The organism is Chamaesiphon sp. VAR_48_metabat_135_sub, from assembly GCF_031418915.1.
Lineage (GTDB): Bacteria > Cyanobacteriota > Cyanobacteriia > Cyanobacteriales > Chamaesiphonaceae > Chamaesiphon.
On record NZ_JANOJV010000110.1, the window covers coordinates 1 to 17,469 of the forward strand.

General features: G+C 43.4%; 14 protein-coding genes. 8 read left to right on the plus strand and 6 right to left on the minus strand.

Annotation, left to right across the window (positions count from 1 at the left end):
- Positions 1–146: 146 nt before the first annotated feature.
- From RMO55_RS07920 to RMO55_RS07930, 3 genes are all read right to left on the minus strand, one after another.
- Positions 147–2,546, minus strand: a complete 2,400-nt coding sequence (locus RMO55_RS07920) for a carotenoid oxygenase family protein (RefSeq protein ID WP_310425591.1) — start codon at positions 2,544–2,546, stop codon at positions 147–149.
- 229 nt (positions 2,547–2,775) lie between these two features.
- Positions 2,776–3,819, minus strand: coding sequence for an adenylate/guanylate cyclase domain-containing protein (locus tag RMO55_RS07925; protein ID WP_310425592.1), 1,044 nt, complete (start codon positions 3,817–3,819; stop codon positions 2,776–2,778).
- 69 nt (positions 3,820–3,888) lie between these two features.
- A complete protein-coding gene (locus RMO55_RS07930) occupies positions 3,889–4,578 on the minus strand; it encodes a DUF3120 domain-containing protein (RefSeq protein WP_310425593.1) in 690 nt (229 codons plus the stop codon).
- 236 nt (positions 4,579–4,814) lie between these two features.
- Here RMO55_RS07930 and lnt point away from each other — a divergent pair, with 236 nt between their 5' ends.
- Positions 4,815–6,407: an apolipoprotein N-acyltransferase gene (gene lnt / locus RMO55_RS07935; protein WP_310425594.1), complete on the plus strand. Its 1,593-nt coding sequence runs from the start codon at positions 4,815–4,817 to the stop codon at positions 6,405–6,407.
- Positions 6,408–6,457: 50 nt separating this feature from the next.
- Here lnt and RMO55_RS07940 read toward each other — a convergent pair whose 3' ends face one another.
- Both RMO55_RS07940 and RMO55_RS07945 read right to left on the minus strand, forming a co-directional pair.
- The gene (locus RMO55_RS07940; RefSeq protein WP_310425595.1) at positions 6,458–7,930 is read right to left on the minus strand and encodes a carotenoid oxygenase family protein; all 1,473 of its coding nucleotides are present in this window, start codon (positions 7,928–7,930) and stop codon (positions 6,458–6,460) included.
- A 93-nt stretch (positions 7,931–8,023) separates the two neighbouring features.
- Positions 8,024–9,469, minus strand: coding sequence for a folate/biopterin family MFS transporter (locus RMO55_RS07945; protein WP_310425596.1), 1,446 nt, complete (start codon positions 9,467–9,469; stop codon positions 8,024–8,026).
- Positions 9,470–9,624: 155 nt separating this feature from the next.
- Here RMO55_RS07945 and RMO55_RS07950 point away from each other — a divergent pair, with 155 nt between their 5' ends.
- The gene (locus tag RMO55_RS07950; protein WP_310425598.1) at positions 9,625–10,014 is read left to right on the plus strand and encodes a GFA family protein; all 390 of its coding nucleotides are present in this window, start codon (positions 9,625–9,627) and stop codon (positions 10,012–10,014) included.
- A 39-nt stretch (positions 10,015–10,053) separates the two neighbouring features.
- Here RMO55_RS07950 and cysS read toward each other — a convergent pair whose 3' ends face one another.
- A complete protein-coding gene (gene cysS / locus RMO55_RS07955; protein WP_310425599.1) occupies positions 10,054–11,568 on the minus strand; it encodes a cysteine--tRNA ligase in 1,515 nt (504 codons plus the stop codon).
- Between the two features lie 401 nt (positions 11,569–11,969).
- On the opposite strand from cysS, the gene RMO55_RS07960 reads away from it, so the two are divergent.
- The 6 genes from RMO55_RS07960 (at position 11,970) to RMO55_RS07985 (ending at position 17,466) form a co-directional block, all read left to right on the plus strand.
- Positions 11,970–13,085: a GTP-binding protein gene (locus RMO55_RS07960; protein ID WP_310425600.1), complete on the plus strand. Its 1,116-nt coding sequence runs from the start codon at positions 11,970–11,972 to the stop codon at positions 13,083–13,085.
- A gap of 121 nt (positions 13,086–13,206) precedes the next feature.
- A complete protein-coding gene (locus RMO55_RS07965; RefSeq protein WP_310425601.1) occupies positions 13,207–13,773 on the plus strand; it encodes a DUF4255 domain-containing protein in 567 nt (188 codons plus the stop codon).
- A gap of 79 nt (positions 13,774–13,852) precedes the next feature.
- Complete coding sequence (locus RMO55_RS07970; protein WP_310425603.1) at positions 13,853–14,863, plus strand: hypothetical protein; 1,011 nt, start codon at positions 13,853–13,855, stop codon at positions 14,861–14,863.
- A gap of 12 nt (positions 14,864–14,875) precedes the next feature.
- A complete protein-coding gene (locus tag RMO55_RS07975; RefSeq protein ID WP_310425606.1) occupies positions 14,876–16,525 on the plus strand; it encodes a phage tail sheath C-terminal domain-containing protein in 1,650 nt (549 codons plus the stop codon).
- A 57-nt stretch (positions 16,526–16,582) separates the two neighbouring features.
- On the plus strand, positions 16,583–17,023 hold the full coding sequence (locus tag RMO55_RS07980) for a phage tail protein (protein ID WP_310425608.1): 441 nt from the start codon (positions 16,583–16,585) through the stop codon (positions 17,021–17,023).
- Positions 17,023–17,466 carry a phage tail protein gene (locus tag RMO55_RS07985; RefSeq protein ID WP_310425610.1) on the plus strand — a complete coding sequence of 148 codons (444 nt, stop codon included), beginning with the start codon at positions 17,023–17,025 and terminating at the stop codon, positions 17,464–17,466. The genes RMO55_RS07980 and RMO55_RS07985 overlap by 1 nt, the downstream gene beginning before the upstream one ends.
- Positions 17,467–17,469 lie beyond the last annotated feature (3 nt).

Below are 17,469 nucleotides of genomic sequence, written 5' to 3' on the forward strand. Positions count from 1 at the left end.
AGCGGTCTTATCATCCTCTTCCAACTCCTAACTTAAAAAAATTGCCAGGAACATTTACATCCCCAGCAATAGTTAAATTTATTTCGAGTTGATGGTGTAAACCCGCCCCGATGGGTTATCTCAGATCTGCTGCAAGATGTGTGTGATTACTGTTTATTTTCCCAGAGATCTAGTAATGTGGCTTCACTAGTTTGATTGACGTAGTGAGGATAGACAATCTCTTTAAAGAGCGTTTTGGTATGGGGAAAGATTTTAGCTTGTACGATCGGATTATAGTCTCGATCGAGTGTCGCTTTCCGCATGGCTTGGCGTTCGGCTTCAGGATATTTCCCGACTTGTAGTTCGGGAATCCAGGTGGAGTGGATTGTCAATCCTAGGCTGATATCGGGATGGCTCAATCGGTAAATTGGCTTCCCTGTAAAACTATCTGCATGGAATACCCAGACTTCATCTTTAGCCACGCTATGGGGATTTTTTGGTTCGGCATCGGACATGATTATACAGACAATATAACCGTGAGTAGCGGGATCTTTGTCTGGGGGACAAGGATCTTTACTGGGGATAAATTGGGGACTGCGAGCCAAATAACCGATGGGAAATTCAAAACTATCGACGATTTCCATCTTTTCTGTATCGAGACGGAGTAGACTGATGGGCATATCAGTTTTCGGTAAACCCTCGATCGGAATGACATGATTGTCTCGATCGCGGTATGCTCGATAAATACGTTTGGGGATGACTTCCCACGAGAAACCCCAACCCATCCAGTACAGACTGGTGATTTTTTCGCCTGTCTCAGCTTCACTATCGCGGTTGAGATTGCGGTGAGTATTGACAGATAACGACCAAGTATTTCGTTTAGTAGGATTATCACCAGCATCGCTGAGGAAATTTGCTTTCAGAACCGCACCTGTTTTACCATCGATCGTATATCGTGCGACGCTATTGAGATCGACTGGTGCGGGTTGCATTCCCTTCAGTTCTTTGCGGAGATGTTTTACCTGCGGCAGCTTGTCTAAGCCTTTATTTACTCCTGCTAACATTTCAATCCCTCTGGTGATTGTTGAGGTATTTTCGTCAGGATTAGGATTGACAGATTCATCGTATTCACCAATCCATTCGGTCACATCCCAACCACCATTATGGGCAGACATTAGGGTAATTTTATCATCGGGATTGCGATAATTGGTGACAAAGTGGGTAACTTCGCGAGGGAGGACGATTTGAATTGCGGTGAGCGTTCGCAGTTCGCCTGGATCGATGGATTTGTCTAGATCCGATCGTTTAACCAGATATAAGTTAGCATAGGGCAATGGTTGAATTAATTTCAGGAATACTAGCGATAACCAGTAGCCAATTTGCACCGAATATTTACGGATACCACCAAACAGAAATGGGGCAAAAATTTGAGATAGTTCGATCTTAAAAGCAATATCACCGACAATAATATAATGCTCGGTCAAAGCCATCTGGTGAACTGCTTGTTGAATAATTACAGGTTCGCCATTGGGTAAAATTAACCGCCACCGCTCGAAGCTTTTACTATCGAACTGATACCGCACGATATAAGTAAAAGCACCCCAGGGATTGGTGAGGACAATTCCATCTTGAGTTAGTTTATTCTTATACCAGCGACGGAATCGATCGATCCAACTAAGTAAACTCAATCCGGCGGAATAATTGCTGGTCACAAATTCGCCTGCTGGCTCTGGATTTAGCGGACTGAGCGATTTTAAATGATCGCAAACGGGGTGAGCGGGGTTAGAACAGGGTTGAAAAACTTGAGTCAGGAAAGCAGGTAATCTCGGTGCTAATCCATCCCAATTACTTACCGCCCCAATCGGCTCTAACAGCTCCATCGAGTCGGGGTCAATGATGTGCGGTCGTGCGGCATCAAAAGTGACTAAAAGATGCTCTTTAGTCGCCATAAAAGCTGTATTCATCTGGTTGCGAGTGCCTAAAAACAGACTGTGACGCACCATGCCGCCATCGAGAAAACGGTAGCCAAATTTATCGAATTTCGGGACTAATTGCGCGGCAAGATCGGCATAATAACAGGGCGTTTTCATCATCCGCGTTTTGAGGATCGCTCGTCCATCCTCAAAACCGAGCCGATAGAGCATCCCATCGCCATTGAGCACCATTCTATCCCCTCTGGCATATTGATCGGGGCTGAAGGTCGTTACAGGGGGCAATGGACAGGCTAAAAAGGCATATCCCCAGATATCGGCGGGAAGTTTCCAGTCGGTGGGAATTTGTGCCTGAATTTCTGGAGGTAATCGATCTCGATATTTTGCTAGAGTATTAGCATTAGTATTTAATAATGTGCCATATACAGGCTGCGTATCTGCACTCAATTCAGCCAATACTTCAGGAGCTAATGCAGCGGCTATTTCTGGCTTCAGATACCAACATAATTGCAGATTGAGGTCAGTCGGATCGTGTTCTCGTCGGCGTTTGCGAACATCTGCTAAATTGGTACCGATCGATGAATAGGGAATAAACCCCACATTGTCTGAATTAGTTACCGCTTGGACTTCGGGCATTGATAAAACCTCCGCAGATGAAATAATCCGGCTTGAGATCTGTCGTTCAACTTTTGAGATGTTTGTTGTTTTTAATTGTAAGTTATCGGGGTTCGGGATTCGGAAAATATAGCAACCGCTATAGCAATTAGGGCATTTCGACCATTACTGCAATACCTTATCGATTAGGAATGGAGATTGCAACAGTTTTATTTTTAAAAACTAGCATCGAACCCCGAACCCCAACAATTCATCCCATCGGATTAGTTAAATTAGTTGGCGGATCTGCTTCAATGGTCTGAGTCTCAGTTCCAGCATTGGCTAGTTGCAAAAAGGTATTGAGCGGGCCAAAATTTGTAGCATGAACGATCGCCGGAACATCATAACCCTTGAGTTCTACCGAGCATTCTTTAAATACTCGATGTTTGCCCAGTACAGGTGCCAAATATCGATAGGTAGAAGATCCAATGGCAATTTCGGCGTTAAGTTCTTTGGTAATTGATTCGAGGCGAAAAGCTGCATTTACAGTATCGCCCAAAGCAGTATAGTCAGGTTGATCGCCACTACCCGCATTACCGATCATCGCGTGTCCAGTATTGATTCCGGCTCCAATTTTTAGCTCAAATGGTAAGGGATACTGTTGGCTCAACTCTTTAGTCATTTTATTGAGGTCGTCCAACGCCAAGAGAATATTGATCATCTCTTGTTTGGTGACAGTTTCCCCATTGTGGAACCACAAAGCCATCAATGCATCGCCAATATATTTATCTACCCAACTGCCCCGATTGCGGATGATCGCGCCTGCATTGCGGAACCAGGTACTCATGACCTCAGATAGCAGATTTTCATTAGTTTGACGAGTCAGAATTGTAAAGTTCCGCATATCTACCACCATCACCGACATCAACTTGCGGAGGTGGAGAATTGAGGTAACTGTACCATCAAGTGTGCCTTCTGGATCTAACCCAAGCGGATCGTCGCTAGCACTGGGACAATGAAATTCAAATTCAGTTTGGCCGAAAGTAATCGTATCGCCATCATGAATAGTGACAGGAATACTGACTCTACGTCCATTTACAAACGTGCCATTGCTACTACCTAAATCAATTAGGTAGCGATCGCCAGCATCGGTATATTGAATCATCGCATGGTTGCGAGAAATACAACGGTCTTTGACGACAAAATGATTGTCATCACCTCGACCGACAGTCCAGCAGTTACCATCAGTTAATGATAGCTGGCGTTGACCGTTGTCAGTTTTCAGGAGTAGATAAGGCGATATTCCCTGGTTCACGGTTGGGTAAAAATATGACGGTGAACTAGTATGTGATGGATGGGGAGGTGCTAACTAACTTTAGATAATTCATGCACAGCTAGCAAACCATAGAAACAAACTATCAACGACGATAGTGGTTAAGACTGCGCCACTAAAAGCATACCAGTGCAACTGTTTCGTTCCTAAAGACATTATACCCACACCTAAGAGTAAATTGACCAGTACAACTGCCCATGCTGTTCCCCAAGGGGTACGAACTTGAGCGATCGCTTGCTGTAAGATAGGCATGGCTAAGGTTGGCTCGACCTCCATCAATTGTCGCCAGTAGTCAATTAAGCCAACTTGATAAAAATATAAGTCAGTAATTGCTGTCCCCAGGAGGGAACCGAGGTAGAACAGACTACCAATTTTGCTGACACCCTTCCACAGTGCCCATAGCGCAAATGGTACACCGATCGACTCGATCGGTAAATGAATCGCTGGTTCCCACCTAAACCAACCCCAATAAATCGCTCCAGCCAACCAACTCCAACTAAATCCCAGGAGCAGGTCCCCCCAAATTTGGCTGTGGGGACGTTGAATCAGGATTAACCCCAGACAAATCCAGAGCAGCGTACTGACGACACTGAGAACTGGATAATGCCGCACTAGCGGAGCTTCGATGAAGACAGGAACAGATACCAAAAATGCTGCTGCTGCAAATGTACCCCAAGCTCCTTGAAGTTGCCATTGCCACGCACCGCTAGTTTCACTGGATTTATAGCTAGGATTAACCAAAATAATTATTGATATTGTTGACTTAATGTTTATTTATATAAAGCTATTATATGGGTTCCTTGTCGATCGAGCAAGCCAGTAAACCTTGTAGAATAGGGATTCTGGCAGTTAATTTTGGCTCTCGATCGATTGCTGTGATTATGAGAGGCAACTCTTTCGGGCATTAATATTTGTTACATGGAACGGTAAACAGTGAGAAAATATCGCTGAAAGATTTATTTTTTCGATCGAGTAAAATGTTACTATCCTTCCGCAAATCTCTGACAAAACTCACTGACAACCTTTTCGAGTTAGGGCTTGCACTAGGCAGTGGCATTTTGATGGGAATCACCCTCGCGCCATTAGAAGCTTGGTATTTTGCCTGGATTGCCCTCGCACCATTGTGGTACTTAGTCTGCCGAGATCGTCACTCTCCCGCAGTTCTCTATGGCTTATGTTGGGGTATTGGTTTTTATGGCTTAGGGTTAAGTTGGATCTTTGGAATCCATCCGATGACGTGGATGGGAGTACCTTATTTAGCGAGTTTAGGAATTGCTACTTTTTGCTTGACTTTTATCACCTTGTGGGGAACTAGTTTAGCTATTCTGTGGTCGATTTGTTTGAAGTTTATTAATTATAAACCTCAACTAAATCCCTCTATCCGTGTAATTTTAGGTACAGCTTGTTGGTGTGGATTGGAGGAATTGTATAGCCTGACTGACTTATGGTGGACATCACTAGCACTGACTCAAAGTCCACACAATTTAGCCATTCTCCATCTCGGACAATTATCAGGGCCGACTACTGTTACTGGATCGATCGTTTTAATCAATGGTTTAATTGCTGAAGCATATTTAGCATTTAGTCGCAATCGTCACCAGCTTAAACTGATGAAAAGAATTCGACCAGCAATACCTTATATTAGTACGGCGATCGCGTCAATTATCATTTTACATCTAATTGGATCTAATCTAGCCGATCGACCATTGATACAATCGATCGAATCCAGTCTGAAGATCGGGATTATTCAAGGAAATATCGGTAACGAAGTCAGACATTATCGATCTGGATATGACCTTGCGATCGATAATTATACCAAAGGTTATTTAGAATTAGCCGAGCAAAGTGTAGCTGCTGTTGTCACTCCAGAAACCGCTTTCCCCTATCGAGAAAGTCAAATTAAGCGCACACCCTTTTATCAAGCAATTTTAGCTAAAAAAGTTACTGCACTAATTGGTGGGTTCGGAGAAGTACCCAGTGGAATCACAAATAGTATTTTAACTATTAATGGTAAAGGTGAAACTATCAGTCGCTATGACAAATGGAAATTAGTACCACTAGGTGAATACATTCCCTTCGAGCAGTATCTCGGTAAATTAATCGATACAATTTCACCCCTAGACTCACACTTAGCCGCTGGTAAATTTGCACCGTCAGTAATTACCCCATTCGGAAATACAATCTTTGGAATCTGTTATGATTCCGCTTATCACGAACATTTTCGCCGTCAAGCACAGACGGGAGATCTAATTATTACTGCGGCGAATGATGCCCATTATGGCAGTGCAATGCCCGCTCAACATCATGCCCTAGATTTGATGAGAGCAATTGAAACAGATCGCTGGGCTGTTCGTGCTAGTAATACTGGTTATTCGGCAGTTATCGATCCACATGGGCAGACACAATGGATTTCTAAACTCGATGAATTTGCCGCTCATGCCCATCAGGTTTATCGTAGACATACTCAGACATTATATGTTCGCGTTGGTAATTGGCTGACACCTTTGTTGTTTGCGATCGGGTTAATCTTATTTTTCAGATCTTATTCATCGATAAAAAGTGAAGTCTAAATTGCTACGATATCCCCGACTTCTTGAAAAAGTTGGGGATATGCGACTACTTAATTTATAAACACATTATCTGTCCAACTTCCATGTAAACCATAGGGAATATAATGAGTCAACCATAAAGTCGCGACAGCCCCCTTTGTCAGATCTGCAGCATCGAGAATGACCACAGCCGATCGATCTCTAGATCCATCATAAATCATCGCCATCAACCAGCCATCGTCTTCCTGAGTGCCCCCAGGACGCGGCACGAAGACAGGTTCGTTGACGTATCCTGTCGGTGCCGCCGTCCATAATTGCTGTGAGCCAGTTTCTCGATCGAGTTTGATGATACTTTGGAGTGGAGCATTACCGTCCAAAGTTTGAGCCGCACCCATGTAGACATAGCGATAGGGATTGCCAACATTTGCGGGGTTAATTGTCGGAAATTCACAACAGCGGGGTTCGACGAGATTGCTATTTACCTGTTGAGTTTTGAGATCTAATTCAAATCGCCATAGTTGCCCTGGAGTGAGAGAATTAAAATCAAGATCGCGAAAATCTGTATCGGGTTCGGGTTCGGGAAAAGTATCGTAGGCAATTGAATCGATCGATATTTTATCATCGTGCTCGAAGGCATTAGCATGGTGGAAGACAAATCCCGATTTAGTTTCAAAAATTTGGATACCTTCGCCACTGCGAGGATTGCGGGGAATAAGGATAATTTTTGTCGGCTTTTCGGGTTCAAATTTAACGCATTCAGCCGCACCTTTCAATCCCAAGAGGAAGGGAACGGGATTAAAACTGACAGGGTTTTGGAAGAAGATACAGTAGTTAGGTGTAATCGCAAAGTCATGAATGAACGCAAAGCCAGAAATTAGATGTGAATGCTGTTCGACGACTTCGCCATCTAGATCTAATTCATAGACAGTAATTTCAGTTAAGAGTCCAGTTCGATCGAATTTACCAGCCTTTAAGCCAAAGTTTACCATTCTCCCTTTGGGGTCGAATAATGGATGAGCGGCAAAGGCATCGCCAGGTTTTAAGGTATTATTTAGATACTCTATACCTAATGTATCTAAAGTTTTGGGATCTAAACGATGGGGTTCGGCTGCTTCCCACAATGCGAGTAATTTTCCACCCCAGTAGACTACTTGGGTATTGGCAATATTTTTTAAAGTGACATCAAAAGCATTACTCAACCAACCCCCAGTTTTCTTGGTACCAAATACGCCGCGATAGAGAAATTTACCAGCAATTTGTTCGGCGAGGTAGGATTCAGTTTGCACGAACCGATTGAGAAAATATGCTCGACCATCTTGAAAGGTAATTCGACAAATCATCCCATCGCCATCAAAAGGATGACGGACTGATTCATTATTTATATCTAGCAATCCTGGGCCATTTCTAAATAATGTACCCGTTAAATCGTGAGGTATTTGTCCTTCGATTTCAGTGATTTGATAATCATATTCTTGTTTTTGCGATCGATATCCCTGTTTCCACTGGGCTAGATTATAGGGAAGTTCTTTAATTTGAGTTTTCATATTATATAAAAATAAACTTCGATTGAGATGAAAAATCCCCTCCTAGGAGGGGTGCTCATAGGGCGGGGTGGGTAGAATCTACGCAGCACTTACTCAAATTTTTGGCTTAGTTTCTAATAATTCTGGAGACATATTGGGAATAAAAGATTGATTCCCAACTATACCAGTTTGTGGATGTTCAAGCGCACTAGCTGGCGGAATCGATCGGTGGGTTTCTGCTGCTAATTGAGGATCTTCATTCGGCAATAACTTGATAAACACTAATGGCAACACACTACCGAGATTAGTAATCAAAACTAACAACCATAACTTATCGAAATTAGTATCAGTTACTCCGAGTAAATGTGTAAGAATCGCGCCGCCTTCCTTGGATACCAACCCCGATAAATTCAGCACCGACATCAACATCGCAAATAGAGTCGCCTCAATCCCTGGCGGACATAATCTTGCTGCTAATATGAGTACAGGCATAAATGTTAATTGTCCCATCACAGTCAGAATTAAACTATCCCCTAATGCAAACCAATGGTCGTCAATGCCTAACGCTCGATTAGTATGAGTAACTAATAATAGTGCTGTCAAACCTAATAGGGATGAGAATAATGTCGTCCAGACAAAAATTTGCCGAAACGGAATGGTTTTTAAAAAGCGTTGGAAAAACCACACGCCAAATAATGATGCCAAACTCGTCACTAGTCGCACCCGCCCTAAAAATTCGGGCGTAAATCCCAACTCATTAGTACTAAAGTAGAAAAAAGCTGACTCGGCTGTCGGTGTGCATTGCCACAGAAACAGAAATAATGTCGGCATCCAGATCGCTTTCTGGCTTAAAGCCGCCCACAATTGCTGGATTTGATCTGTGACAATTGCTTTGCGTTCGCCGTCGGCTGAGGTAACTGGTTCCTCTGAAATTAACCAAGCTGCAGCCGAAACGAGCAGCGGGAAGACAGCGGTAATTGCAAAGACAGTGCGGGTACTGAAGTGTTCTAATAATAAACCACTAAAATAGGCGGTGAGTAGCCCCCCAACGGCTGCTGCGCCCCAGCAGAGAGATTGAATTGAACCAGAGTCAACTAATGATTCGCTCCTGGCGCGTTCGACAATCAGAGAATCGACAATGACATCACTAACCGCTACCGAAAGTGATGTCATCACAATTGCGAATGTAGCAGCCACCGTTGTATGTACGAGACCTGCGAGACTCAACCAGGCAAACACACCTAGTAAACCTGATAAAATTAAATAGGGTCGTCGTCGATAGCCGAAAATTGGTAAGCCATCGGAAATAAAGCCAAACACGGGCTTAATGACCCACGGTAAGGCGGCTATTCCCATCAATGCAGCTACTTCGGCTGGCGATAGTGCTAGTTCATCCTTGAGGAAAAAACTTACCGCCAACCTGGAGATTCCCAAAATACCCTGTACGGCGTATACCAGCAAAATCGCTAGCAATTCGGGAGTAGGCTGATGTCCGAACAGAAGCTTGGTGAGGAAAGGATGGGACTCGATTTCTGATGACTCGGAACGATCGGTCAGCATTGTTAAAAAATGTTACGCAGTATCCAACTCTATGTTAATCGATGATAGGTGTTTTAATCCAATCCCCGAGCTACTCGATTCTGCGACACAGAGGCTTTGCCAACGAGAATCCAGTGACTCTCAAGCGAATCTAACGGTTGTCAGAGATAATATCCATGCCTAAATTAACAACTTTCCATGGTGGCTGTCACTGTGGAGCAGTCCGCTATCAAGTCCAAATCGCAAAACTCGAAGCAGTTGAATGTAATTGTTCGATTTGTGCTAAAAAAGGCTTCATTCATCTCATCGTTCCCGCAGATCGATTTACGCTACTTCAGGGACAAGATACGCTTAGTACTTATACCTTCAACACAGGTATCGCCAAACATCATTTTTGTCGCCATTGTGGAATTCACTCTTTCTATCGTCCGCGATCGCACCCAGACGGATATGATATTAATCTTCGTTGTTTAGATGGCAATTCAGTCGATCTATTTGATATCACTTTGTTTGACGGCAAACATTGGGAAGAACAGATCGACCAAATTCGCGATCGATATAGCTGAAATATAATGAGCAATACATATGTTATTCTGCTCGATCGATCAACTCCGATACCAAGTACTCGAAACTCCAGCTTTATCAATCACCACAATCTTATCTTCGGTCAATTTAGCGCGGATGCGATCGCTTGTGGCAAAATCTTTATTCGCTCTGGCAATTTGACGTTCGGTTAATAATGCTTCGATCTCCGCATCGCTCAAAGTATCCAAAGCTTTACTGATATTTTGATTGATTGCAGTACTACCTAATTCATTGGGATTAACTTCCAAACCAAATACTCCTGCTAATTTTTCTAAAGTTTGCCACTTGTCTCTTAGTAAAATAGGGTCTACGTTTTGCTCACTATCATGAGTGATAATATTGCCTACTTTTCGCAATTCTTTGGCGAGTTCAAATACTACCACCAAACCCTCTGCAAAGTTGAAATCATCATCTACCGCTGTATTAAACCGTTCTACTTCAGTAGCTGTGGATGCTGGAAGTTCTGATGAAATAGGATCTAAATTATCCCAGCCTAGTTTCTTACCGAACTTATCACTAAATATCAATCCATCTTTGATTGTCTGCCAGCTTTGTCCAGCCGCAGTAATTGATGCATCGCTAAAATCCATCGGTTTACGATATTGGGCGGTGAGGACAAATAATCGCACCGTCATCGGATCGATTTGTTGGTCATTTCCATCGCGATAATCGTCCAGTAACTTGCGGATTGTGATAAAGTTACCCAATGATTTGGACATTTTTTCACCACTGAGCTTGACCATGCCATTGTGCATCCAGTAAGTGGATAATGGTCGATCGTGAGCACACTCAGATTGAGCGATTTCATTTTCATGGTGAGGGAAGACTAAATCTCCGCCGCCGCAATGGATATCGATGGTTTCGCCCAACTGTTTTTGGATCATCGCAGAGCATTCTATATGCCAGCCTGGACGACCATTTCCCCACGGAGACTCCCAGGAGGGTTCGCCTGGTTTTGCTGCTTTCCACAGGGCAAAATCGAAGGGATCTTCTTTCTTGATTTGGTCGGGATCTGCGGCTTCGACACGTTCGCCAGCACCAGCGCGGAGATCGTCGAGGTTGCGTTTGGAGAGTTTGCCATAGTCATCATCTTTCCGCACGCGGAAGTAGACATCGCCGTCTACTGCGTAGGCAAATCCTTTGGTTTCGAGATCGGCGATTAAGTCTTGGATCTCTTGAATATGTTTGGTGGCGAGGGGATAGCTATCTGCATCGCGGACATTAAGACGGTGAAGATCCTCAAAATAAGCATCGGTATATTTCTCGGCTACGGCTGTCATCGAGCTTTGTTCGATATCGGCGCGTTTGAGAATTTTGTCGTCGATATCGGTGAAATTTTGGATATATTCGACAGCATAGCCGCGCCACTGAAGATAACGCCTGACGGTATCCCACACAATATACGATCGAGCGTGACCGAGATGGCAGTAATCGTATACAGTCACCCCACAGCAGTACATTTTCACCTGATTGGGTGTCAAGGTTTGGAACGGCTCTTTTGTTCTGGAGAGGGTGTTGTATATGGTTAGGCTCATTGTGCGATTAAATTAGGGGAAAATTGACTTCGACTGGAATGGCGTTACCCCCAACCCCCTTTACAAGGCGGCAGGGTGGATTAATTGTCAGGGAATAAAATCTAGAACCCTAGTATTTAGTCTTCACCCGCCCTGAAATGAATTTCGGGCTAACGGCAAAAGTCCATTGAAATGGACTGAAGAAAATTTTCTAGCGACAATTAATCCACCCTGCCCAACCCCCTTTACAAGGGGAGGGCTGGGGTGGGGTGAAGATCTACGCAGCAACTCAAACAGACTTATAGCAGGCAGGAAATTAGACTCCCGAATAAAGGTTAAAATGACTAGTGGCTCGATCTGCTCTATTCTAAGTTTGCCATCTATTGACTGCGAATTCCCGTACAATCCCAACTCATACTTTTATGACTTCAACTACAATCGCTCCCACTCTCGAAATCATCGATGTAGACCAGAAGCTAGTACCTGTGACGATTATCACGGGGTTTCTCGGTAGTGGGAAGACTACGCTGCTCAATCATATCCTCCAAAATCAGCAAGGGATTAAAACTGCTGTCCTCGTGAATGAGTTTGGCGAAATCGGTATCGACAACGATCTGATTGTCGCGACTGGCGAGGATATGGTGGAGTTAAATAATGGGTGTATTTGCTGTACGATCAATGAGGATTTAGTTAATGCGGTACATAAGGTACTGGCGCGATCGGAACAAATTGATTATCTTGTTGTTGAAACTACGGGTTTAGCAGATCCTTTACCTGTCGCGTTGACTTTTTTGGGTACGGAACTGCGCGATTTGACGCGGCTTGATTCGATTATTACTTTGGTTGATGCAGCGAATTTTAGCCTCGATCTTTTCAATAGTGAAGCTGCACAAAGTCAGATTACTTATGGCGATATTATTCTGTTGAATAAGACCGATCTTGTCGATGAAGCAGATGTCGATATATTGGAACTGCGCCTGCGAGATATGAAGGAGGGTGCGAGAATTATTCGGACGACTAAATCGCAAGTATCCTTACCAATGATTCTTAGTGTGGGTTTATTTGAGTCTGATAAATATCTGGAGGCTCCAGCTATTCATGATGAACACGAACATCATGACCATGCTCATGAAGACCATAGTAATTGCGACCACGACCATAATAAGTGCGAACACGATCATCACGGACACGACCATCACAACCATTCACATCATTTAGATAATGATGGTTTTACGTCTATGTCGTTTGTGAGCGATCGACCATTTTTATTGCGTAAGTTTCAGCATTTCTTGGACAATCAATTGACTGTAAATATCTTCCGTGCTAAAGGATTTTTATGGTTTGATGAAAGCGATAAATGTCATGTCTTTCATCTCTGTGGTAAACGCTTCTCGATCGATGACGAACAATGGAAAGGCGAGCCTCAAACTAAGTTTGTAATTATCGGTCAGGATCTCGATAATGATAAAATTCTCAAGCAGTTAGAAAAATGTTTAACTACTGATAAAGCAACTGCTGGAAAAGGATTTGGCAAGTAGGGATTTGTTTTCTCGATCGCAATAAGTAGCTAGAAATACGATCGATCCTCATAGGTTTAAGGTGGTGCCAAATACCCATCACCTTAAATGATATATTGAATAATTGAACGATCGAATCACCATGCTAGACACTGCACTTGAATTTCTCCAAGCTGAATTAAAGGTTTATTTGCTCACCCAGACAGGCTCAGAAGTCAAGGTAGAGATGAGCAAACTGGCAGATGAAGCTGGTAAATATGCATTTGAGCTAGATAGCATTGCAGTGTCTATCATCAATATCGAACAGGATTGCACCTTTAAAGCCCAGGTTCCTCACCACACTTATACCAAGGGGCAAAATGTCAGATTAGAGCCTGAATTGAAACTCAACCTATACGTGATGTTTGCGGCTAACTTTAAACAATACAACCTGGCATTAAAATATATTTCCTATGTGTTGACATATTTTCAGTCACATCCCTCATTTACTTCAGTAGAATATCCAGCACTCGATCCACTAATCGAGAAACTAGTACCACACTTACAATCGCCCAGCTATGAGCAATTAAACCAGATCTGGGGATCGATCGGCGCAAAACAATTACCATCAGTTATTTACAAGATTCAGATGGTGTCCATCCAAAGTATGGTACCAACGCTGATTCAGCCACCAGTCCTGGAAGTCAACACAAATCTTCACGGTCAATGACGCTGTAGTGTAGTAGAATTGCTGACAACAAGCCGAGTGTCTGTCTACTATCGTCGAGTCTTGCAGGCTCGTAGCGACCATGCAGTTTCGCACACTATTTACTGTCGATATATCCCACACGTACTATAGTCAGGGCTGCAAAGATTTCGATTTTATTATTCCTGCTGATACAGCACAATTGCTCAAAAACGGCAAACTAATCGCCAAGATCCGCGAGGGGAAATTATATATATTGTTTGCTGTGGATGAAGCTGGCGGTGCTGTGGTGCCTCTGACAGGGGAAACTCTCCGCATCGGATTGAAACTGCTCAATCCGTTCTTTAGCAACTTCACCAATTTAGATTTCGATTTCCATTCATCCCACGCTCTGTATCGAAACTCACCCAACCCAGCGGTACTAAATCCGGCGCAAGCTGTCACCTTGGTGGGGCAAAGATTCAGCCATTCAATTGTCAACAATACACGACCGCTAACCGTTACACTCAAAGATGCTAGCGATCGAGTAGTGCAAGTAGACTCGATCGACACTCTGAACGATCGATCGAGTCTAGCTTACGATCTCCATGGGCAAACCGCAGGTGTCTATACTGTCACAGAAGCTGATGCTGTCAGTACCAAAACCGCCAGTTATTATGCCGATCTCGAATTACAGCAGCAATCAATTTTCGGTTTAATTGAAATTGCGATCGACAGTAGCTTTTATACAACACCCCCTGAATTTACCATCTCATTTGCAGCCCAGCAAGAAACACTGAAATATTACCTGGTTGTCAAAAATTACCTAGATCCTGATTTCGATGCACTGTCTGTTTCAGATGCTGGAGAAGATGGGAGATCGACGATTAGTTTCATAAAAGTTTTACCTGCTGCCTTCACAAATAAAGATATTTCACCCAATCTGCTCGGCGGTAGTGGCGATACCAAGATTGTGATGTTTCGATCTCAGACAGCCGTGGTGCGACAGGAAAAAGCCCGACAGAAAATTCAATTGAAAAAAAATGGGGTTACGATAATTCCACACCTGCCGAATCCTGGGATCGATCGAGCAAATGCAGATTCGATCGTTCAACTTGCTAAACTAAAACCCTAAACAGCTAAACTTATGCCAACTTACAAAACCCCAGGCGTATACGTTGAAGAAATTTCGATCTTTCCCCCTTCAGTTGCAGAAGTAGAAACAGCGATTCCAGCTTTTATTGGGTATACACAAATTGCCAAAAAGAATGCTGACAATGACCTCAAGCTGAAACCGACTAAAATTTATTCACTCAAAGACTACGAACAATATTACGGCTATCCCAAAGAAGATACTATCGACCTGACCGTTATTAATGCTAGTACTGGTGGATTTGCGGTTAGTTTATTTACCGAACCAACTGTAAATTACTTGCTATATTACAGCATTAAAATGTTCTTCGATAACGGGGGTGGACAGTGCTATATCATTTCAGTAGGTGGCTACCCATCGAACAACACCACCAAACCGCTAGGTTCCGATCTAACTAAAGGTTTAAGTGCGGTAGAACTAGAGGATGAACCAACGCTGATTGTCATCCCTGAAGCAGTGCAAATGACTTCAACCGAGTATGGGAATTTAGTGAAAGCAGTACTCAACCAATGTAACAAATTGGGCGATCGATTTGCTATTTTCGATCTCTACGACGGCAAAGGAGATACTAGCTCCACCGAACCAATCCACCTAAATGATACCCAACTCAGTACTAATCGGGACTACTTTGGCAACAATTATCTGAAATATGGTTCTGTTTACTATCCATTCCTGAAAACCACATTAAACTTTCATGTGAATGATGGCGAAACCAATGTGAATGTTACTCCTCCCGCAGGTTCGGGTGCTATAGCCACAGCCACCGTATCTGGAGCTGGTGTAATTACGAGTATCGCTGTCGATTCAGGCGGTACAGGCTATACCGCCGCGCCTAATATTTCTTTCTCAGGTGGTGGTGGAACGGGTGCTGTAGCCACAGCCACCGTATCTGGAGCTGGTGTAATTACGAGTATCGCAGTCACTCCAGGCGGCACAGGCTATACTGCTGCTACTAAGGTTGTTATTACTCCTGCTGCTGCTGTTGCGGGCAATCTTGCCAGTTTCAAAACACCGAACACAGCACTTTACAACTTTGTCAAGAGTGTGCTAAAAGAACATTTTGTCATTTTACCTCCAAGTGGTGCAATAGCGGGCATTTATGCGGCGATCGATAGTAACAGAGGCGTGTGGAAAGCTCCAGCTAATGTGAGCCTTGCTAATGTCATCGAGCCAGTTGTCAAACTTGACGATACCAGACAGGAAAACCTAAATGTTGATGCGACGACGGGTAAATCTATTAATGCCATTCGTGCCTTTATGGGTAAAGGAACATTGGTATGGGGTGCAAGAACTTTGGCTGGAAACGATAATGAATGGCGATATATTTCGGTGCGTCGCTTTTACAATACAGTTGAAGAGTCAATCAAGAAATCTACTTTCTGGGCGGTATTTGAGCCGAATGATGCCAACACTTGGGTAAAAGTGCGCGGCATGATTGAGAATTATCTGACTCAAAAATGGCGAGAAGGGGCATTAGCTGGAGCGACTCCCAAGGATGCTTTCTTTGTTAAATGTGGACTGGGTATTACCATGACATCCCAAGATATTCTCGAAGGGAGAATGAATGTAGAAATTGGGTTGGCGGTAGTGCGTCCGGCTGAATTCATTATCATGAAGTTCTCACACAAATTGCAGACATCTTAACGATCGATTCAATTCAAGCAAACAGTAACAAATCCACATTCAAGCTAGACAATCATCATGGCTGATAAATTATATCCTCTTCCGGTCTTTCATTTCCGTGTTCAGTTTGGCACAGAGCAGCTTGGATTTACAGAGGTGTCTGGATTAACCCAAGAAAGGCAAGCAATCGAGTATCGTGCGGGTGACTTTCCTGAGTATTCTACGATCAAATATCCAGGTATGGCAAAGTACACTAACCTCGTTTTCAAGCGTGGTGTTATGGCAAGTGACAATAAGTTTTTTGAATGGCTTAATAGCGGTATGAAGCTGAGTAAAGTAGACAGGAAAGACCTCACAATTAGTCTGCTAAATGAAAATCACGAGCCAGTGATGACTTGGAAAGCCATTAGAGCTTTCCCTGTCAAGATAGAAGGTCCCCAGTTAAAAGCGACAGGTAACGAAGTTGCGATCGAATCGATCGAAATTGCCCATGAAGGACTAACAATCGAGAATCTCTAATGTCAAATTATTATCCCCCAGTTGGGTTTCATTTTAAAGTTGAGGTGCAGAATGTGCAGAATGCTGATGATGTAAGGTTCTCGGAGGTAAGTGGACTATCGGTAGAAATGGGCACGGAAGAAGTAGCTGAAGGAGGTCAAAATCGATTTATTCAGAAGTACCCTACTCGAACTAAATACCCAGAGTTAGTTTTAAAACGTGGATTGCTGGTAAATTCCGAGATTCTCACTTGGATTCGCCAGTGCTTGGAAGACTACCAGATTCAGCCCAAAGATATCTTTATCAAGCTATTGAATGAAGAACATCAACCTCTGCTGACTTGGAATATCACCAAGGCTTATCCAACTAAATGGTCGGTGAGCGATTTCAATGCCTCAAATAATGCCGTCGTTATCGAAAGTCTCCAGTTTTTTTATCAATCTTTTACCCTAGTTAAAACTTAAATT